The 18997-nt window shown below is 67.1% G+C and carries 16 protein-coding genes; 8 read left to right on the forward strand and 8 right to left on the reverse strand.

Features of this window, described 5'->3' with window-relative positions:
• The 6 genes from ABE485_RS21530 to ABE485_RS21555 all read right to left on the reverse strand — a co-directional run.
• On the reverse strand, window positions 1-417 hold a 417-nt coding region (locus ABE485_RS21530; RefSeq protein ID WP_346517298.1), incomplete at its 3' end, for an Hcp family type VI secretion system effector.
• Between the two features lie 386 nt (window positions 418-803).
• Window positions 804-1247: a MaoC family dehydratase gene (locus ABE485_RS21535; RefSeq protein WP_346517299.1), complete on the reverse strand. Its 444-nt coding sequence runs from the start codon at window positions 1245-1247 to the stop codon at window positions 804-806.
• A 72-nt stretch (window positions 1248-1319) separates the two neighbouring features.
• Window positions 1320-2561, reverse strand: a complete 1242-nt coding sequence (boxA, locus tag ABE485_RS21540; protein ID WP_346517300.1) for a benzoyl-CoA 2,3-epoxidase subunit BoxA — start codon at window positions 2559-2561, stop codon at window positions 1320-1322.
• A gap of 52 nt (window positions 2562-2613) precedes the next feature.
• The gene (gene boxB / locus ABE485_RS21545; RefSeq protein WP_346517301.1) at window positions 2614-4041 is read right to left on the reverse strand and encodes a benzoyl-CoA 2,3-epoxidase subunit BoxB; all 1428 of its coding nucleotides are present in this window, start codon (window positions 4039-4041) and stop codon (window positions 2614-2616) included.
• Between the two features lie 116 nt (window positions 4042-4157).
• A complete protein-coding gene (gene boxC / locus ABE485_RS21550) occupies window positions 4158-5816 on the reverse strand; it encodes a 2,3-epoxybenzoyl-CoA dihydrolase (protein ID WP_346517302.1) in 1659 nt (552 codons plus the stop codon).
• A gap of 206 nt (window positions 5817-6022) precedes the next feature.
• On the reverse strand, window positions 6023-6931 hold the full coding sequence (locus ABE485_RS21555; RefSeq protein WP_346517303.1) for a helix-turn-helix transcriptional regulator: 909 nt from the start codon (window positions 6929-6931) through the stop codon (window positions 6023-6025).
• 177 nt (window positions 6932-7108) lie between these two features.
• Here ABE485_RS21555 and ABE485_RS21560 point away from each other — a divergent pair, with 177 nt between their 5' ends.
• The 8 genes from ABE485_RS21560 (at window position 7109) to ABE485_RS21595 (ending at window position 14739) form a co-directional block, all read left to right on the forward strand.
• Window positions 7109-7582, forward strand: a complete 474-nt coding sequence (locus tag ABE485_RS21560; RefSeq protein ID WP_346517304.1) for a DUF4863 family protein — start codon at window positions 7109-7111, stop codon at window positions 7580-7582.
• Between the two features lie 84 nt (window positions 7583-7666).
• The gene (locus tag ABE485_RS21565) at window positions 7667-9226 is read left to right on the forward strand and encodes a benzoate-CoA ligase family protein (RefSeq protein WP_346517305.1); all 1560 of its coding nucleotides are present in this window, start codon (window positions 7667-7669) and stop codon (window positions 9224-9226) included.
• On the forward strand, window positions 9223-10047 hold the full coding sequence (locus ABE485_RS21570) for an alpha/beta fold hydrolase (protein WP_430795454.1): 825 nt from the start codon (window positions 9223-9225) through the stop codon (window positions 10045-10047). Before ABE485_RS21565 ends, ABE485_RS21570 begins: the two co-directional genes overlap by 4 nt.
• A 55-nt stretch (window positions 10048-10102) precedes the next feature.
• On the forward strand, window positions 10103-11263 hold the full coding sequence (locus tag ABE485_RS21575) for an ABC transporter substrate-binding protein (RefSeq protein ID WP_346517306.1): 1161 nt from the start codon (window positions 10103-10105) through the stop codon (window positions 11261-11263).
• Between the two features lie 31 nt (window positions 11264-11294).
• Complete coding sequence (locus ABE485_RS21580; protein WP_346517307.1) at window positions 11295-12176, forward strand: branched-chain amino acid ABC transporter permease; 882 nt, start codon at window positions 11295-11297, stop codon at window positions 12174-12176.
• Window positions 12177-12204: 28 nt separating this feature from the next.
• The gene (locus tag ABE485_RS21585) at window positions 12205-13275 is read left to right on the forward strand and encodes a branched-chain amino acid ABC transporter permease (RefSeq protein ID WP_430795455.1); all 1071 of its coding nucleotides are present in this window, start codon (window positions 12205-12207) and stop codon (window positions 13273-13275) included.
• Window positions 13268-14032 carry an ABC transporter ATP-binding protein gene (locus tag ABE485_RS21590; protein ID WP_346517308.1) on the forward strand — a complete coding sequence of 255 codons (765 nt, stop codon included), beginning with the start codon at window positions 13268-13270 and terminating at the stop codon, window positions 14030-14032. Before ABE485_RS21585 ends, ABE485_RS21590 begins: the two co-directional genes overlap by 8 nt.
• Window positions 14029-14739 (forward strand): ABC transporter ATP-binding protein, encoded by a 711-nt coding sequence (locus ABE485_RS21595; RefSeq protein WP_346517309.1) that lies wholly within the window; start codon window positions 14029-14031, stop codon window positions 14737-14739. The genes ABE485_RS21590 and ABE485_RS21595 overlap by 4 nt, the downstream gene beginning before the upstream one ends.
• Window positions 14740-14779: 40 nt before the next feature.
• Here the strand turns inward: ABE485_RS21595 and ABE485_RS21600 are convergent, their stop codons facing one another.
• Together ABE485_RS21600 and ABE485_RS21605 are read right to left on the reverse strand one after the other, a co-directional pair.
• Window positions 14780-16339 (reverse strand): acetolactate synthase large subunit, encoded by a 1560-nt coding sequence (locus ABE485_RS21600; protein ID WP_346517311.1) that lies wholly within the window; start codon window positions 16337-16339, stop codon window positions 14780-14782.
• A 206-nt stretch (window positions 16340-16545) separates the two neighbouring features.
• Window positions 16546-18954 carry a TonB-dependent siderophore receptor gene (locus tag ABE485_RS21605; RefSeq protein ID WP_346517312.1) on the reverse strand — a complete coding sequence of 803 codons (2409 nt, stop codon included), beginning with the start codon at window positions 18952-18954 and terminating at the stop codon, window positions 16546-16548.
• Window positions 18955-18997: the final 43 nt, after the last annotated feature.

Consider the following 18997-nt stretch of genomic DNA (forward strand, 5'->3'; position numbering starts at 1 on the left):
CGTGTAGTCCGACTTGCTGGGGTCCTGCGCGTGCGGCAGGACGCTGGTGATGTCCACGATCGTGGCGTCTTCCAGCTCGGTCGTGAAGAAGTGCTCCTGCTTGCCGTCGATCGACGTGCGGTACCACTTCACTTCGACCTTGGGCAGCATTTCGCCGGCGGCCAGCGCCTGGTACATCAGGGGCGTGGCTTTGTTCAGCGCGCTGGTGAAGATGAACGGCTTGTGCACGCGCTGGCCCGAAGGCTGCCCGCTTTGCGGGTCGGTCGGGGTATTGACGCGGTGCTCGATCTCTTGGACCAGGATCTGGTCTTCGTGGCCTTCGACGTAGACGTTGCCGACGGAGTCGGCGGTGAAGGCGCCCTGGGTGATGTTGCCCTGGGTTTTGCCGGTGATGCTGATGTAGGCGGGAGTAGGCATTGACGGAGTCCTTGTCGTCGTGAGGGCCGTGAGGGGCCCGAAGCATCCCGAAGGTGGGATGCGACGACATATGCGAAATCCGTGCCAGGTTTACGCGGGTGAATGAAAACCCATAAGAATCAATCTGTTATCCCACAAATGAACCTTGCTTCGGTTGCATGTCGCAACCGCAGCGCTCAAAAACCCCGCTTTCAGGCCAAAAACCGGGCCAAATTTGGCCCGGCTCTTTATAAGCCGCTGATAAATAAGGAAATGGAGCGGGCCAATTTTGGCCCGGCCGGGTCAAATTTGGCCCGCTCCATCCCGCCAGATGGTCAACGGTCGACGCCGCGCCCGGCGTGCCGCGCCATGGATGCGTCGGCACGACGCATCCGCGGGACAACTGATTAGTTGTTGCCCGACAAATCAAACAGGCTGGTCGCGTCCATTTCCAGCACGCTTTCGTCGTGCTGGTTCAGGACCGTCCAGGCCCAGGTGATGATGCCCAGGTCAGGGCGCGACGACGTGGTGCGCGCGCCCTGCACGCGCGCTTCCAGGCGCAGGGTGTCGCCGGGCCGCACCGGCGTGCGCCAGCGCACTTCGCCCAGGCCGGGCGAACCGAAGGATTCGGAATCGTGCAGGGCGGCCTTCACGGCCATGCTCATGGCCAGGGCGCAGGTATGCCAGCCGCTGGCGATCAGACCACCCCAGCGCCCCTCCGCGGCGCGCTGGGGATCGGTGTGGAACCATTGGGGGTCGTACTTCCGGGCAAACTCCAGGATCTCCGCTTCGGTCACGGTGACCGGCCCGGCCTTGATCAGCATGCCGTCCTTGAATTCGGCGAACTTCATTTTTGGTTTTCCCCCCGCAAAACGAAACCGGCGCGCCCAGGCGCGCCGATCGTCACGCATGTGTTGTTGGACTCAGTACGTCTCGAAATGCAGCCGGCCTTCGCGGCGCAGCACATCGTGCAGGATAGACCAATCCTCGCCCGCCTGCATCATCACTTCGCGTAGGGCATCCAGCACGCCGACCTCCATGCCCTTCAGGCCGCAGACATAGATGCAGGTGTTGCGGTCGGCCAGCAATTCCCGCACCTGGCCGGCGCGTTCGCGGATCAGGTCCTGGACGTAGCGCTTGGGCTGGCCGGCCTCGCGCGACAGCGCCAGATTGATGTCGATGAAATCGCGCGGCAGCTTCATCAAGGGGCCGAAGTACGGCAGCTCTCGTTCGGTGCGGGCGCCGAAGAACAGCATGAGCTTGCCGATTTCGTTGGTGCCGATCAGCCGCCTGCTGCGTTCGGTCATGGCGCGCATGGGCGCGGAACCCGTGCCCGTGCAGATCATGATCAGGTTGGCGCGCGGATGGTTGGGCATGAGGAAGGTGTGGCCGAACGGACCGATCACCTGCACGGTGTCGTTCCTGGCCAGGTCGCACAGGTAGTTGGAGCAGACGCCGTGCGCGGCCGCGCCGCCGTGGTCCTGGGTCACGCGCTTCACGGTCAGGGAAAGATTGTTGTAGCCCGCCCGTTCTCCGTCGCGCGGACTGGCCAGCGAGTACTGGCGCGCATGATGCGGCCTGCCCTGCGCGTCGGTTCCCGGCGGCAGGATGCCGATGGATTGCCCTTCCAGCACCGGAAAGGGCTGCTCGCCGAAGTCCAGCACGATATGGTGGATGTCGCTTTCCGTATCCGCGCCCGTGACGCGGTAATTGCCCACCACCGTCGCCGTGATGGGCGTCTTGTGCGTGTACAGGTTCACATAGGGATGCGCCGCCGACCATGGCGGCACGGCGGCCCCGGCAACCATGGCTGGCGCCGGCATGGCCGCGGCCGCCTGCGCATCCGCGGCTTGCGCCGGAGCAGGCGCCGCATCGGCGTCGGCGGGCAGGGAGGTTTCTTTCGGCAGCTCTTCCCAGCCCAGCTGGTCCTGCACCGAATAGGCTTGCGCGCGCACCACCAGCCGCCAGTTGTCGATGGATCCGGTGGGGCATGGCGGCACGCAGGCCATGCAGCCGTTGCAGATATCGGGATCCACCACGTAGTTGTTGGAATCGTGGGTGATCGCGTCGACCGGACAGGTCTCTTCGCACGTGTTGCAGCGGATGCAGATCTCGGGATCGATCAGGTGCTGCTTCAGGACTTCTACGGGTAATGGGGCGTTCATCGCCGTCCTCCCAGTGCACGGGCGAGGCGCTGGCGCCCCGCCCCCGCCGCCTTCAGTTGAAACGGACGTAGTCGAAATTCACGGGCTGGCGGTTGATGCCCATGACCGGCGGGGCGATCCAGTTGGCGAACTTGCCCGGTTCGGTCACGCGGCCCATCAGGGATGCGACGAATGCGCGGTCTTCCGGCGTGGGCAGCCATTTGTGCTGGTTGGCCTGCCATTGCGATTCGGACAGGATCTCGCCGTCGGGCGACATGCGGATGCCGGCCAGCGTGCCGATCTGGCGGTTGAAGGCCTTGTGCGGCACCTGCAGGCGGAACGGGATGCCGCTCTTTTCGATGACCTTGTTCCAGCGGCCGATGCCGGCCACCGAATCGCGGATGAAATCGTCGCGCAGCACCTCGTTCAGCGCGTTGAGCATCGGCACCTCGGTCTCGCTCAGCTTGCCGTTGCTGACGTTCAGCACCCGGTAGGTGTCGTTCTTGAGCTGGTGGTCGTCGGTGCGCTTGCTCTCTTCGTAGCGGCCCTTCAGGCCCGAACCGTAGAAGATGGCGGCGTTGGACGACTGGTCCGCGCCGAACAGGTCGATGGTGACGCTGTAGTGGAAGTTCAGGTAGCGCTGGATGGTGGGCAGGTCGATCACGCCGGCCGCGCGCACGCTTTCCGGGTCGTCGGTCTTGAGCTGGTTCATCACTTCGCAGGTGCGCTGGATGACGCGCGAGATGCCGGATTCGCCCACGAACATGTGGTGCGCTTCCTCGGTCAGCATGAACTTGGTGGTGCGCGCCAGCGGATCGAAGCTGGACTCGGCCAGGGCGCACAACTGGAACTTGCCGTCGCGGTCGGTGAAGTACGTGAACATGTAGAACGCCAGCCAATCCGGCGTCTTTTCGTTGAAGGCGCCCAGGATGCGCGGATTGTCCGAATCGCCCGAGCTGCGCTGCAGCAGCGCGTCGGCTTCCTCGCGCCCGTCGCGGCCGAAATAGCGGTGCAGCAGGTACACCATGGCCCACAGGTGGCGCCCTTCTTCGACGTTGATCTGGAACAGGTTGCGCAGGTCGTACTGCGAGGGCGCGGTCAGGCCCAGATGGCGCTGCTGCTCGATCGACGCGGGCTCGGTGTCGCCTTGCGTGACGATGATGCGGCGCAGGTTGGCGCGGTGTTCGCCGGGCACGTCCTGCCAGACGTCGCGGCCCATGTTTTCGCCAAAGTGGATCTTGCGCTGGCCGTCCTGCGGCGCGAGAAAGATGCCCCAGCGGTAATCGGGCATCCGCACGTGGTTGAAGTGGGCCCAGCCGTCGGGCTCCACGCTGACCGCCGTGCGCAGGTAAACGTCAAAGCCGTGCGAACCGTCCGGGCCCATGTCCTGCCACCATTGCAGGTAGTTGGGCTGCCAGTGTTCCAGCGCGCGCTGTAAGGTGCGGTCGCCGGACAGGTTGACGTTATTGGGGATCTTGTCGGTGTAGTTGATTCCGGACATTGTCTCTGCTCCTGTTCCTGGGATGGGGCCGCTTGCGACGCGGCGCATATTCCTGAGTACCGCGGAACGGAACGCGTTGCGCCCGCCGCGGCCTTGATGCATGGATGGCTGGCGGCTCAGACACGGTTCCAGTCGAACGTCGCCTGCTCGCCCTTGCCGTACAGCTTGAGCGCGCCCTTGTCGCCGGCGGCATTGGGACGATTGAAGATCCAGTTCTGCCAGGCGGTCAGCCGGCCGAAGATGCGGGTCTCCATGGTTTCCTGGCCGCCGAACCGCAGATTGGCCTCCAGGCCGGTCAGCGCGTCGGGCGACAGCGCGCGGCGCTCTTCCAGGGCCATCCGTACCTCGTCTTCCCAGTCGATGCTGTCGGGCGCATAGGTGACCAGTCCCAGTTCCAGCGCATCCGCGGCGGGCAGGCTCCGGCCGGCCTGCGCGCGCACGGCTTCCAGCGGCGCGGTCTCTTCGTAGAAGCGCCGCTGCAGGCGGCTCTGGCCATTGACCAGGGGATAGGCGCCGAAATTGCGTTCCCCCACCACGATGCGCGCCGGCGCGGCGTCTTCCTCGTCGTCGAGCATGTAGCTGCGGTCCGCCGCCAGCGCCAGTTCGAGCAAGGTGCCGACAAAGCACGAGCCCGGCTCGATCAGCGCGTACAGGCTGCGGGACGTGACGTCCAGGCGCGCCAGCGTGCGGCGGAGCATGCCGGCGGTTTCGCGCACGAACCAGTGGTCCGCATGCCGCTGCAGCGCGGCATCCGCCGCCAGCACGGCCTGCGGATCGCCCTCGGTCTTCAGGATCCAGGTGCCGATGTCGAGTTCGTTCGTGCGCATGGACAGGATGGCGTCGTCGAGTTCGCGCGCCATCTGCAGCGGCCACCAGTTCGCGCCGGCGGCGACGATGTCCTGCAGTTCCGATTCGACCGGCCCTTGCGGCGCGCGCACCGTCCAGGTGGCCTGGCGCTTTTCGCGGTCCAGCTTGATGTCCACGTAGCGGTACGACAGGCTGTCGGCGGTTTCGTGGCGCTCCAGCGGCGTCAGGGCCACGCCGGCCTGGCCGGCCGGCCGGTCGCTGCCTTGCGCCAGCGCCAGCGCGCGGGCGCGCACGGCGTCTTCGAACTGCGCGGGCTTGACCACGTCGTCGACCAGGCGCCAGTCCTTGGCCCGCTGGCCGCGCACGCCTTCGACCAGGGTGCAGAAGATATCGGCGTGGTCGTGGCGCACCCGGCGCTTGTCCGTCACGCGCGTCAGGCCGCCCGTGCCGGGCAGCACCCCCAGCAAGGGCACTTCGGGCAGGGCCACGGAGGAGGACCGGTCGTCGATCAGCAGGATCTCGTCGCAGGCCAGCGCCAGTTCGTAGCCGCCCCCCGCGCAGGCGCCGTTCAGGGCGGCGATGAATTTCAGGCCGCCATGGCGGCTGGAGTCTTCGATGCCGTTGCGGGTTTCATTGGTGAACTTGCAGAAGTTCACCTTCCAGGCATGGGTGGACAGGCCCAGCATGAAGATATTGGCGCCCGAACAGAAAATGCGGTCTTTCATGCTGGTGACGACCACGCTGCGCACTTCGGGATGCTCGAAGCGGATGCGCTGCAGGGCGTCGTGCAGTTCGATGTCCACGCCCAGATCGTAGGAATTCAGCTTCAGCTTGTAGCCGGGGCGCAGGCCGCCGTCCTCGGCCACGTCCATGGCCAGGGTAGCGACCGGGCCGTCGAACGCCAGGCGCCAATGCCGGTATTGGGCGGGTTCGGTCCGGAAATCGACCCTGCTGATGGGGCTGCTCATAACGTGTCTCCTCATACGCCCTGCCGTGACAGGAAAAATACTGCACCACATGAATTATTGTGCAGATTAGTGCAGAAGATTTTGGCCGTCAAGCAAGACATGCATAAAAGTGCATCTGCGCGCACCGGCGCGGACAGCGGGCGCGCCATGCAAAAGGCCGCCTGAAAAGGCGGCCTGGCGGGAAACGAGGGATTGGGACCGGCTGGCTACAGAGGCAGGCCGCAGGCCTTGCGTACCTGAGTGCGCAGGCCGGCAAAGCTTTCGGAGACTTCCAGGTTGCTGGTGACCCAGGTGAGGTCCGCCTTGGCGTAGAAGGCTTCGCGTCCGGCCAGGATGCGCTTGAGATCCGACATGGCCTCGTTGTTGCCGGACATGGGCCGGAAGTCGCCCTGCGCCATGACGCGCTCCATGTGTTCTTCGGGCGTGGCGCGCAGCCAGACCGTGTAGCAATGGGTCAGCAGCAGGTTCAGGGTGGCCGGTTCAGACACCAGCCCGCCCGGCGTGGCCAGCACCATCTCCGGATAGATCTGGACGGCCTCTTCGAGCGCCCGGCGTTCATAGCGGCGATACGCGTTCGGCCCATAGAGATTGTGGATTTCCAGGATGCCGCAGCCGGCTACCCGCTCGATCTCGCGGTTCAGCTCCACGAAGGGATAGCCCAGGTCGTCGGCCAGCATCTGGCCCAGCGTCGATTTGCCCGCGCCGCGCAGCCCGATCAGCGCCACGCGCTGGGTGCGGTTGGGACGCTGCGCCCCCGCGCCCACCCCGAACAGCTGAGTCAGGGCCTCGCGCGCGCGCTGCAGGTCGGATTCCGTGCGGCCGCTCAGCAGTTCGCGGATCAGCAGCCAGTCGGGCGATTCGGTGGTCACGTCGCCCACCAGTTCGGCCAGCGCGCAGTTGAACGCGCGGGCGATCTGCAGCAGGACGAGGATGGACGCGTTGCCCACGCCGTGCTCGAGATTGGCCAGATGGCGCTCGGACACCCCCGTCGCCTGGGACAGCCCCTTGCGCGTCATGCCGCGTATGGCCCGAAGACGGCGCACGCGCTCGCCCAATGCCACCAGGAAGGCCTCGCGCCGGGGTTCGATAGGCGCCGCGTCTAGCGCTTGATTCATGGTTCGACTGACTCCGCAAAAACCCTGATTACCGCTCTTTTATGCACTATAGTGCTTGACCGTAGTCAAAGGAAGCACTATTTTTCCATCCATTGAGTCCAAAGCCGTTCAGGTGCAAGAAAACAGCAGTCGAATTCACAGACTTCTGGAGCGCCGACAGTGTAAAGGAGCAGCCCGGTGAGCACGCCAGACCAATTCCATGCCCTGATGCGCGACGTGACGCGCCTGACGGCCGGCCAACCGCTGGATGCGGCGCTGCAGGCGCGGCTCAATGAAGCAGCCGGCCCGCAAAGCGCCCTGTTCCAGGACATCTTCGCCACCTGTAGGCAAGGGGTGGCGGACGGCTGGATGTGCGCCCGCGAAGGCGGCGGCATCCGGTATGGCCGGGTGATCAAGCCCGCGCCGGACCTGGACGGCTGTTCGGTCGACGTCGTCGACATGGACGACATGGCCGGTCCCCACCACGCCCATCCCAACGGCGAGATCGACATGATCATGCCGCTGACCGAAGACGCCCGCTTCGACGGCCACGGCGCCGGCTGGCTGGTGTATGGCCCGGGATCCAGCCACCGCCCCACCGTATCGCGTGGCCGGGCGCTGGTGCTCTATCTGCTGCCCGGCGGCGCCATCGAATTCACGCGCCCCGGCTAGCGCCCGGACGCTGCGGAGCCCGCCCTGCCGACCAACAACAAACACAGGCAAGGCATCCGCCCACCAGGACATCAGGAGACAACCGTGAACGCCTGCCCCGCCGAACTCAACTTCGCCAGCCATCTTGCCGCGCTGAACGCGGCGCGCGCCGCCAAGCCGGCCTACATCGACGACACCCGCCAGGTCACCTACGGAGAACTGGCGGAACGGGTGGCCCGGATGGCCGGCGCCCTGCGCGGCCTGGGCGTGCGGCGCGAAGAGCGCATCCTGCTGCTGATGCACGACTCGGCCGACTGGCCGGTGGTGTTCCTGGGCGCGCTGCATGCCGGCGTGGTGCCGGTGGCCGTGAACACCCTGCTTACCCCGGACGACTACGCCTACATCATCGCGCACAGCCGCGTGCGCGCCGTCTTTACGTCCGGCGCCCTGCTCCCCGTCGTGCAGGCGGCCCTGGCCCTGGCGGCCGCGGACGTCGAGCACATGGTCGTGTCGCAGCCCGCGGGCCCCCTGCCCGCCGGCGCGCACGAATTCGAATCGCTGCTGGCCGGATCGCCGATCGCGCCGGCGGCGCGCACGCTGTCCGACGAGATCGCCTTCTGGCTGTACTCGTCCGGGTCCACCGGCAAGCCCAAGGGAGTGGTCCACACCCACGGCAACCTGTGGCACACGGCCGAGCTCTACGCCAAGCCCGTGCTGGGCATCCAGGAAAACGACGTGGTGTTCTCGGCGGCGAAGCTGTTTTTCGCTTACGGCCTGGGCAACGGCCTGACCTTCCCGCTGGCGGTGGGCGCAACGGTGGTCCTGATGGCCGAACGTCCCACGCCGCAGGCCGTGTTCCAGCGCCTGACGCGGCACCGCCCCACGGTGTTCTACGGCGTGCCCACGCTCTACGCCAGCATGCTGGCCTCGCCCGACCTGCCGCCGCGCGAGCAGGTATCGATGCGGATCTGCACCTCGGCCGGCGAAGCCCTGCCGCGCGACATCGGCGAGCGCTTCACGCGGCATTTCGGCTGTGAAATCCTGGACGGCATCGGCTCGACCGAAATGCTGCACATCTTCATTTCCAACCGGTCCGGCCAGCTGCGCTACGGCACCACGGGCAAGCCCGTGCCCGGCTACGAGGTGCAGCTGCGCGACGACAACGGCACGATAGTCGCGCCCGGCGCCATTGGCGACCTGTACATCAAGGGCCCGAGCGCCGCGCTGATGTACTGGAACAACCGCGACAAGACGCGCCAGTGCTTCCTGGGCGACTGGCTCAAGAGCGGCGACAAGTACGTGTGCGACCAGGACGGCTACTACACCTATGCCGGACGCAGCGACGACATGATCAAGGTCAGCGGCCAGTATGTGTCGCCGGTCGAGGTCGAGAACATCCTGATCCAGCACGAAGCCGTGCTTGAAGCGGCGGTGATCGGCGTGCCGGACCATGACGGGCTAGTCAAGACCAAGGCCTATGTCGTGCTGCGCCAGGGCTTCGAACCCGACGACAGCACCGGGGCCGCGTTGCAGAACTACGTGAAGCAGCACCTTGCGCCGTTCAAGTATCCCCGCCAGATCAACTTCCTGGAAGAACTGCCCAAGACCGCCACCGGCAAGATCCAGCGCTTCCGCCTGCGCCAGCTGGAAGAGGCGACGCTATGACCACGGGTGTCGACGCCGGGACCGTCTTTGCGCGCATCCATGCGCGCGGGCGGGACATGGAACTGGAATGCCAATGGATCGCTCCCGAACGGCGCGAATCCCCGCTCCTGGTGTTCCTGCACGAAGGACTGGGCTCGGTGTCCATGTGGAAGGACTTTCCCCAGCGCGCGTGCCTTGCCGCGGGGTGCCGCGGGCTTGTGTACTCGCGCTACGGGTACGGACGATCCACGCCGCGCCCGCTGCGGGAACAGTGGCCCGTCGACTTCATGCACGGAGAGGCCCGCGAGGTCCTGCCCGCGCTGTTCAAGGCGCTGGACGTGGATGCGCTTGCCGACAAGCCGGTGCTGTTCGGCCATAGCGACGGGGGCTCGATCGCGCTGCTCTATGCCGCCATGCATCCGGACGCCGTGGCCGGCGTGGTGGCGGCCGCGCCCCACATCTTCGTCGAGGACGTTTCCGTCGCGAATATCGGCCAGGCGCGCCAGGCCTACGTCGAATCGGATCTGCGCGCCCGGCTGGGCCGCCATCACCAGGACGTGGACTCGGCCTTCTGGGGCTGGAACGACATCTGGCTCAAGCCCGAATTCCGGCGCTGGAACATCGAAGACTACCTGTCCCGCATTGCCTGCCCCGTCCTCGCCATGCAGGGCGTGGACGACGAATACGGCACGCTGGAGCAGGTGCGTGGCATCCGCCGCCGCGCGCCGCACGCCGAATTGCTGGAGATCGCGGAGTGCGGCCATTCGCCGCACCGGGATCAGCCCGCCACCGTTGTCCAGGCCGTCGCCGGCTTTGTCGGCGCGCTGGGAAAACCCGGCTGACCCCGCGCCTGCCCGCAGGCCTTGCGTCCGCCCATAACAAGCACGGAGACAAACCATGAACCACGCCCTGACCCGGGCTGCGCTGGCCGCAGCCCTGACCATCGCCGCCGGCGGCGCGCACGCCGCCGACAAGCTCAAGGTCGGCTTCATGCTGCCCTACAGCGGAACGTTCGCCGCGCTCGGCAACGCCATCGAGAACGGCTTCAAGCTGTATGTGGCCGAACAGGGCGGCAAGCTGGGCGGGCGCGAGATCGAATACTTCAAGGTCGATGACGAGTCCAACCCGGCGAAGGCGGCCGAGAACGCCAACCGCCTGATCAAGCGCGACCAGGTGGACGTGCTGATCGGCACCGTGCATTCGGGCGTGGCAATGGCGCTGGCCAAGGCCGCCAAGGACACCGACACGACGCTGATCGTGACCAACGCCGGCGCCAACGCGATCACCGGCCCGCTGTGCGGCCCCGGCATTTTCCGCACGTCCTTCACCAACTGGCAGCCCGCGTACGCGATGGGCCCGGTGGCCTACGCCAAGGGCCACAAGACGGCGATGACGATCACCTGGAAGTACGCGGCGGGCGACGAGGCCATCGGCGGCTTCAAGGAAGGCTTCGAGAAGGCCGGCGGCAAGGTCGTGCGCGAACTCAGCCTGCCGTTCCCCAACGTGGAATTCCAGCCGCTGCTGACCGAGATCGCCGCGCTCAAGCCCGACATGGTCTTCACCTTCTTCGCCGGCGGCGGCGCCGTGAAGTTCGTGCAGGATTATCACGCGGCGGGCCTGGACAAGACGATTCCGCTGTACGGGTCCGGCTTCCTGACCGACGGCACGCTGCAGGCCCAGGGCACGTCCGCGCAGGGCCTGCTGACCACCCTGCACTACGCCGACGGCCTGAACACGCCGCGCGACAACGCCTTCCGCGCCGACTACGCCAAGGCCTACAAGGCGCAGCCGGACGTGTACGCGGTGCAGGGCTATGACGCGGCGCAGCTGATGCAGTCGGGCCTGGCCGCGGTCAAGGGCGACTTCGGCAAGAAGGAAGATTTCCGTCGCGCCATGCGCGGCGCGACGGTGGACAGCCCACGCGGGACGTTCACGCTGTCCGCGGCGGGCAACCCGGTGCAGGACATCTACCTGCGCCGCGTCGACGGCCTGGAAAACAAGGTCGTCGAGGTCGCCGCACAGAAGCTGGCGGATCCAGCCCGCGGCTGCAAGCTCTGACGGCTCCATCGCGTCCGCCACGGGAGGCCCCATGGACATCAGCATCCTGCTCATCCAGAGCCTGAACGCTTTCCAGTACGGCTTGCTGCTGTTCCTGGTGGCCAGCGGACTCACGCTGATCTTCGGCATCATGGGCATCATCAATCTTGCCCACGGCAGCTTCTACATGATCGGCGCCTACATGGCGTTCGCGCTGGGTCCGCTGGTCGACCGCTGGCTCGGCGGCGGGTTCCTCGCCACGCTCGCCGTGTGCGTGCTGGCGGCCGGCGTGCTGGGCTACCTGCTGGAAGCGGCGTTCTTCAGCTACCTGTACAAGCGCAACCACCTGCAGCAGGTGCTGATGACCTACGGCCTGATTCTGGTGTTCGAGGAATTGCGCAGCATCCTGGTCGGCAACGACGTCCATGGCGTGCCGCTGCCGGCCTGGCTGCAGGGCAGCATCCCGCTGGGCGGCGTCATGACCTACCCCGTCTATCGGCTCTTCATCTCGGGCGTGGGCATCGCGGTCGCGCTGCTGCTGTACTGGGTGATCTCGCGCACGCGGCTGGGCATGATGCTGCGCGCCGGCGCCAGCAACCGCGAGATGATCGGTTCCCTGGGCATCGACATCAACAAGCTCTATCGCCTGGTGTTCGCGGCGGGCGTGGCGCTGGCGGCCCTGGCCGGCAGCATCGCAGCGCCGGTGTCGTCCGTCTATCCGGGCATGGGCAACGGCGTGCTCATCATCTGCTTCGTGGTGGTCGTGATCGGCGGCATAGGATCGATCCGGGGCGCCTTCCTGGCCGCGATGCTGGTGGGATTCGCCGAGACCTTCGGCCAGGTGCTGTTCCCCTCGGCGGCGGGTGTCCTGGTGTACCTGCTGATGGCCTTCATTCTTCTTTGCAAGCCCGAAGGGCTGTTCAAACAGGGCTAGGGCCTGTTGACTCGAAAAGGACCCTCGCATGCGCTCGCCTCTGCTGAACCGACTCCTGCCCATCGCCACGCTGATGGCGCTTGCCGCCTTTTACTGGAGCGGCAGCGACTACTACACGGGCCTTGCCATCAAGATCATGATCTACGCGATCTTCGCGCTCAGCCTGCAGCTGCTGGTGGGCGGCGCGGGCCTGGTCAGCCTGGGGCATGCGGCCTTCTTCGGCATCGGCGCGTACGTGGCCGCGCTGCTGTCGCCCGAATCCGAAGCGGCCAGCCTGTGGTGGCTGCTGCCGGCCGCCCTGCTGGCCGCCGCCGCGTACGCGGCCGTGACCGGCGCCCTGGCGCTGCGCACGCGCGGCGTGTACTTCATCATGGTGACGCTGGCCTTTGCGCAGATGGCCTATTACGTGTTCCACGACACCAAGATCGGCGGCGGCAGCGACGGCATCTACCTGTACTTCCGGCCGTCGCTGGCCCTGGGCGAATGGACGCTCCTCGATTTGGGCGATGCCGCCGCCTTCTACTTCTTCGTCCTGGCCTGCCTGGCGCTCGCCTGGGGTTTTCTGGCGCTGCTGCGGCGCTCGCCCTTCGGCGCCGCGCTGGCCGGCATCCGCATCAACGAACAGCGCATGCGCGCGGCCGGCTATTCGACCTACCCGTACAAGCTTGCCGCGTACGTCGTCGGGGCCGCGCTGGCGGGGCTGGCGGGCTTTCTGTTTGCCTTGAAGGATGGGTTCGTCACGCCGGAACTGCTGGCCTGGGAGCAGTCCGGGCTGGTACTGCTGATGGTGATCCTGGGCGGCATGGGCAGCCTGGGCGGCGCGGTGCTGGGCACGGTGGCCATGGTGCTGCTGCAGGAACTGTTCCAGTCGCAGGAGTTGTTCGGCGACTATGCGCGCCACTGGCACCTGCCCCTGGGCATCGCCATCATCGCGCTGGTTGCCTTGCTGCCCGACGGGCTGGCCGGACTGCCCGCCCAGTGGCGCGAGCGCCGGCAGGCGCGCGCGGCGGGCGGAAAGACCGAACCCGCGCCGACCGCGCGCACCGACGGCAAGGCCGCCGCCGCCCGCCTGCCCATCCAGGGAGAACGCCATGTCTGATCTCTTGCTGGCCGCGACCGCGGTCACCCGGCGCTTCGGCGGCCTCACGGCGGTCAACAGCGTGTCGCTTGGCCTGCTGCGCGGACAGGTCCATGCCGTGATCGGCACCAACGGCGCGGGAAAATCCACGCTCATCAACATCCTGTCGGGAGAGCTGGCGCCCAGCAGCGGACAGGTCATGCTGGATGGCCGCGACATCACCGCATGGCGCCAGCCCGAACGGGCCCGCGCCGGACTGGGCCGCAGCTATCAGCGATCCACGATCTTTCCCGAACTCAGCGTCTTCGAGAACTGCCGCCTGGCGGCGCAGGCCGGACGGCAACGCTTCTGGCACTGGTGGCGCGATGCGGCCGGTTGCCGGCGCAGCGCCGACCTGGCGTCGTCCGCGCTCGAGCGCACGGGCCTGGCCGAGGACGCCAGGCGCGCGGCCGGCCTGCTTCCCCACGGCCGCAAGCGCCAGCTGGAGATCGCCATGTGCCTGGCGGGCGAGCCGCAGGTGCTGCTGCTGGACGAACCGCTGGCAGGCATGGGGCCAGAAGAAACCGACCGCATCCTGGACCTGCTGCAGACGCTCAAGGCCGGCCACGCCATCCTGCTGGTCGAGCACGACATGGACGCCGTCTTCCGCATCGCCGAAACCATCACCGTCATGGTCAACGGCACGGCCATCGCCAGCGGCCCGCCCGCGGCCATCCGCGCCAACCCGGAAGTGCGCACGGCCTACCTGGGCGAAGACGAACAAGGAGCAGGCCGATGAACGCGCTGATCGAAGCGGGCGGCCTGCATGTCTACTACGGCGCCAGCCATGTGCTGCGTGGCGTCGACATGCATATCGCGCCGGGCGAGTCCGTCGGCCTGGTGGGCCGCAACGGGATGGGCAAGACCACGCTCATCCGCAGCCTGATGGGCCACGTGAAAAGCGCGCAGGGCAACGTGCGGGTGCGCGGCAGCGACTGCACGCACGCGCAGCCCCACGCCATCGCGCGGATGGGGGTGGCGTACGTGCCCGAGGGACGCGGCATTTTTCCCAACCTGAATGTGCGCGAAAACCTGCAGGTGGCGGCCCGGCCCGGCAGGCGCGCGGACCAGGACTGGACCTATGCGCGGGTGCTGGACACGTTCCCGCGGCTGCGGGAGCGGCTGGGCCATGGCGGGCAGCAATTGTCGGGCGGCGAACAGCAGATGCTGGCCATCGGCCGCGCCCTGATGACCAACCCGGACCTGCTGATCCTGGACGAGGCCACCGAAGGCCTGGCGCCGCTGATCGTGGCGGAGATCTGGAAGATCATCCGCGACATCCGCGCCACCGGCATGTCCACGCTGATCGTGGACCGCAACTACCGTGCGGTGCTGGCGCACACGGATCGCTGCCTGGTCATGGAAAAAGGGCTGATCGTGCAGGACGGCGACAGCGCGTCGCTGGCCCGGGAACCGGAGCAGCTGACGCGCTATCTGGGGGTGTAGGACATGCCTGGCGACGCGGCAGGGCGCGCCGCGCGGGGCGTCAGATCACGGCTTCGATCAGGAACGGGCCGCGGCGCTTCAGGCCGTCGGCCAGCGCGCGGGCGAAGCCTTCGACCGTGTCCACGCTGACCGCCTCCACGCCCATGCCGCGGGCCAGGTGGGTCCAGTCGAGGTAGGGTTCTTCCAGGTCCAGCATGCGGCGGGCGTTGCGGCCCGGCTCCTGCACGCCCACGTTCTTCATCTCGCCATGCAGGGTGGCATACGACCGGTTCGCCAGGATGATGGTCAGGCAGTCCAGGTTTTCGCGCGCCTGCGTCCACAGGGCCTGCAGCGTGTACATGCCGCTGCCGTCCGCCTGCAGCGTCACGACCTTGCGGTCCGGGCAGGCCACCGCGGCGCCCGTCGCCATGGGCAGGCCGATGCCGATGGCGCCGCCCGTCAGCATGAGCCAGTCGTGCGGCGCGCTGCTGACGCTGTAGATCGGGAATTCGCGGCCCTGCGTGATGGACTCGTCGCACACGATGGCCTGCTCGGGCAGGTGGTGCGCGACCAGGATGTTCACCGCGGCGCCCGTCAGCTTGCCCGATTGCGGAACTTCGTAGCTGGCGGCCGGGGCGGCCAGGCGCGGCGCGTCGGCGGCGATGCCCAGTTCGTCCGCCAGCCATTCCAGGGCGTGCGGCAGGTCTTGTTCGGCCGTGGCCAGCACCACCTGGTTGCTGTCCTGCGGCGCCAGCAGGCTGGGCTTGCCGGGATACGCGAAAAAGCCGACCGGCGACTTGGCGCCCGCCAGCACCAGGTGCTTGGCGTCCTTGAGCTTGGCCACCGCCAGATCGATCGGGTAAGGCAGCCGGTCCACCGGCGTGCGCGAGCCGCCGCGCTCGATGCGGCGGTTCGAGGTTTCCGACACCAGGCGCACGCCGGTGGCGCGCGCGATGCGGCCGGCGGCGTTCAGGGCGCGTTCGCGCAGCGCGGCGCCGCCCAGCATCAGGACGGTCGTCTCGCCGGAGCGGATGGCGGCGGCCGCCGCACGGACCGCTTCGGCGGTGGTGGGGGCCAGGGCCGCATCCCTGGCCACGACGGGCGGGGGGAAGTTGTCCGGCAGTTCGGTCCAGGCGGTGTCTGCCGGCAGGATCAGGGTGGCGATGTTGCCGGGCGCGCGCCGCGCCACGCCGACGGCTTCGGCGGCGTCCGCGGACAGGGCCGCGGCCGTCATGGTGCGCTTGACCCAGTGCGACATGGGACGCGCGACGCCTTCGACGTCGCTGGTGAGCGGCGCGTCGTACTGCACGTGATACGTGGCGTGGTCGCCCACGATGTTGACCATCGGCGTGCGCGCGCGCTTGGCGTTGTGCAGGTTGGCCAGGCCGTTGCCCAGGCCCGGTCCCAGGTGCAGCAGGGTTGCCGCGGGCTTGTCGGCCATGCGCGCATAGCCGTCGGCGGCGCCTGTCACCACGCCCTCGAACAGGCCCAGCACGCAGCGCATCTTCGGTTTGCGATCCAGAGCCGCTACAAAGTGCATTTCCGATGTGCCCGGGTTCGCAAAGCAAACGTCCACATCATTGGCAAGCAAGGTATCGCAGAGGCTGTCGGCGCCGTTCATCGTGTTTCCCTGGTAGTTATCAATGGCAGTGAGGGACGCATCCGCGCCCCGCCTGACGGACATGATAGGGAGCCTGGCGGAAACGGGATAGAGCCATTTCAGCTTGCGCGCATGGAACCATTCCCCCGCGTTCCGTCTGCCGGAACAATCCAGGGCGGCTTTCGGGGGCAGGCAGGCCACCGCCCCCCGGCGGTGCCCCGCGGCGGCTAGAACGTCGCGCGCAGCGCCAGCCGGAACGTGCGCGGCTGTCCGAAGAAGCTCCAGTAATTGGGGTTCCCGACCGACTGGTAGTAGTTCTTGTCGAACAGGTTGTCCACGTTGAACTGCACCGCCAGGTTCTTGTTGACGTCATAGACCGCGTGCAGCCCCACCAGCGCATAGGGCGACTGCGAGATCCGGTACTCGTCCTCGTCCGGACCGCTGACGTTGTAGATGCCGCTCTGCGCATAGACCGAGCCGCCCACGCGCAGCTTGTTCCAGCGGTCCGGCAGGCGGTAGTCGGTGGACACCTTCAGCAGATGGCGCGGGTAGATGGTGGCGAACGCCTCGCCCGATTGCGGGCCCTGCGCATACTTCGACTGCGTGTAGGTATAGCCCAGGCTGACGTTCCAGGCCGGCGTGATCGCGCCGTTGATCTCGAAGTCCACGCCGCGATTGCGCACTTTCTCGGCCGCGCGATAGCAAGAGAAGATCCCGGGCGGGCACAGGTCGCTGTCATCGATCAGGTCGGCCCGCCCCTTCTGGTCCGTCTGGAACAGGGCCAGCGCGGCATTGACCCGACGATCCATGAATTCGCCCTTCAGGCCGATCTCGTAGTTCTGCCCCGTCATCGGCTTGAGCACGTTGCCGTCGACGCCGATGTTCTCCTGCGGCTTGAAGATCTCGGTGTAGCTGGCGTAGGCCGACAGGTTCTCGTTAAGGTCCTGCACCACGCCGGCGTAGGGCGTGACCTTGCCGCGCTGTTCGTAGCGGCTTTCCGTGCGCACGGTGGTCTGGGCATAGCGGTCGAACTCGAACCAGCTCATGCGCGCGCCCAGGATGACCGTGGTGCTGTCGGTCAGGCTGAAGCGCCCGGCCGTGTAGATGCCCTGCTGCTTCTGCGTGATGTTGTACTGCCACATGTGGGCGTCCAGCCCGGTGGGCGCCGGCGGGTCGAAGGCGCCGAGGTCGTTCATGTCCACCAGGTACCGGTAGCTGGCGTCGCGTCCGCCGTGGTAGCTGAAGTCGTCCTTGCGCGTGGATGCGCCGATCACCAGTTCGTGCTGGCGGCCCAGCAGCTGGAACGGGCCCGAGGCATAGGCATCCAGGCCCCACTGCGTGTCGTCGTACTGGAAGAGGCGCGGGTTCAGCGTGAATACGTCGCCGCTCGTGCGCTGCGTGTAGTTGCCCAGGAAGTCGGATTTGGCCGACAGCCAGTTGCCGGCCACGGTCAGCTTCCAGCCGTTGGCGAATTCATGCTTGATGTCCGCGAACACGTTGGTGTTGCGCTTGTCCAGGTAATTCCAGTCGCCCACCAGCGAGGTCTTGCGCGACATGGGGTAGAACGAGCCGTCGGCCCGCGTGGGCAGCCCGGACCAGTCATACCCCTGGTTGCGGTCCTTCTGGTAGCTGAAGCCCGCCGTCACGGTCGTCGCCGGGGTGATGTCGCCCTCCAGGATGCCGTAGAAAAGCTGGTTTTCCTTGCCAGCCCTTTCCTTGAAGCTGCCCGCGTTGGAGTAGGCCATCACGGCGCGGCCGCGCAGCGTCTTGGCCTCGTTCAGCGGCGAGGACACGTCCAGCATGGTGCGGTAGTCGTCCCAGGAACCCGCCGACAGGGTCATCACGCCCTGGGTTTCCATGCCGGGACGCTTGCGCACCAGGTTGATCGCCGCCGCCGGATTGCCCGTGCCTTCCAGCAGCCCGGTGGCGCCGCGCACCACCTCCACCCGGTCGTAGATCTCGGTCGTGGGCTTGTTGATGGCGTCGAACGAATAGGCGTTGCTGATGTTGGCGGGCACGCCGTCGATCTGCAGGTTGTCGATCAACTGGCCGCGCGCCTGGTAGACCGAACGCTCGGACCCGTTCTGGACGACGGAAATGCCGGTGGTGGCCTGCAGCACGTCGTCCAGGTTCTGCATGGACTGGTCGTCCATGCGCTGGCGCGTCACCACCGTCACGGACTGCGGCGTTTCGCGCGGCGACAGGTTCAGGCGCGTGGCGCTGTTGGTGACCTGCACCACGTAGGTGCCGGTGGTGTCCAGGGGCGGTTGCTGCCCCGACACGGTGACGGGCGCGAGCATCGTCGTCTGGACGTTCGGCGCGCGCCGCAACGTCAGCGTCCCATCCCCGGCCCGCGCGGGTTCCAGGCCGCTGCCCGCCAGCGCCTCGCGCAGCGCCGCATCCACGGTATAGACGCCGCGTACCGCGGGCGCGCTCAGGCCGCGGACCAGTTGCGGATCGTAGGACACCACGGTCTTGCCCAGCCGGGCGATCTCGGTCAGCGTGGCGTCCAGACTGGCGGCAGGCAGGTCGAACGCAATGGGTGCGCGCGGCTGGGCATGGGCCGGCTGAGCCAGGCTGGATGCCGCCAGGACCACGGCGGCGCTTAATACATGGGGAATGGGCAAAACGCGCATGAAGATCTCCGATACGTTGCGCACAGCGATATGTAGACATGTG

Source organism: Achromobacter spanius, assembly GCF_039673305.1.
GTDB lineage: Bacteria > Pseudomonadota > Gammaproteobacteria > Burkholderiales > Burkholderiaceae_B > Achromobacter > Achromobacter spanius_F.

Bases quoted from the DNA above. Each gene is read 5' to 3' on its own strand.
- ABE485_RS21535 (WP_346517299.1), bottom strand. From the start codon at position 1,247: ATGAAGTTCGCCGAATTCAAGGACGGCATGCTGATCAAGGCCGGGCCG.
- boxA (WP_346517300.1), bottom strand. From the start codon at position 2,561: ATGAACGCCCCATTACCCGTAGAAGTCCTGAAGCAGCACCTGATCGAT.
- boxB (WP_346517301.1), bottom strand. From the start codon at position 4,041: ATGTCCGGAATCAACTACACCGACAAGATCCCCAATAACGTCAACCTG.
- boxC (WP_346517302.1), bottom strand. From the start codon at position 5,816: ATGAGCAGCCCCATCAGCAGGGTCGATTTCCGGACCGAACCCGCCCAA.
- ABE485_RS21555 (WP_346517303.1), bottom strand. From the start codon at position 6,931: ATGAATCAAGCGCTAGACGCGGCGCCTATCGAACCCCGGCGCGAGGCC.
- ABE485_RS21570 (WP_430795454.1), top strand. From the start codon at position 9,223: ATGACCACGGGTGTCGACGCCGGGACCGTCTTTGCGCGCATCCATGCG.
- ABE485_RS21575 (WP_346517306.1), top strand. From the start codon at position 10,103: ATGAACCACGCCCTGACCCGGGCTGCGCTGGCCGCAGCCCTGACCATC.
- ABE485_RS21580 (WP_346517307.1), top strand. From the start codon at position 11,295: ATGGACATCAGCATCCTGCTCATCCAGAGCCTGAACGCTTTCCAGTAC.
- ABE485_RS21585 (WP_430795455.1), top strand. From the start codon at position 12,205: ATGCGCTCGCCTCTGCTGAACCGACTCCTGCCCATCGCCACGCTGATG.
- ABE485_RS21590 (WP_346517308.1), top strand. From the start codon at position 13,268: ATGTCTGATCTCTTGCTGGCCGCGACCGCGGTCACCCGGCGCTTCGGC.
- ABE485_RS21595 (WP_346517309.1), top strand. From the start codon at position 14,029: ATGAACGCGCTGATCGAAGCGGGCGGCCTGCATGTCTACTACGGCGCC.
- ABE485_RS21600 (WP_346517311.1), bottom strand. From the start codon at position 16,339: ATGAACGGCGCCGACAGCCTCTGCGATACCTTGCTTGCCAATGATGTG.
- ABE485_RS21605 (WP_346517312.1), bottom strand. From the start codon at position 18,954: ATGCGCGTTTTGCCCATTCCCCATGTATTAAGCGCCGCCGTGGTCCTG.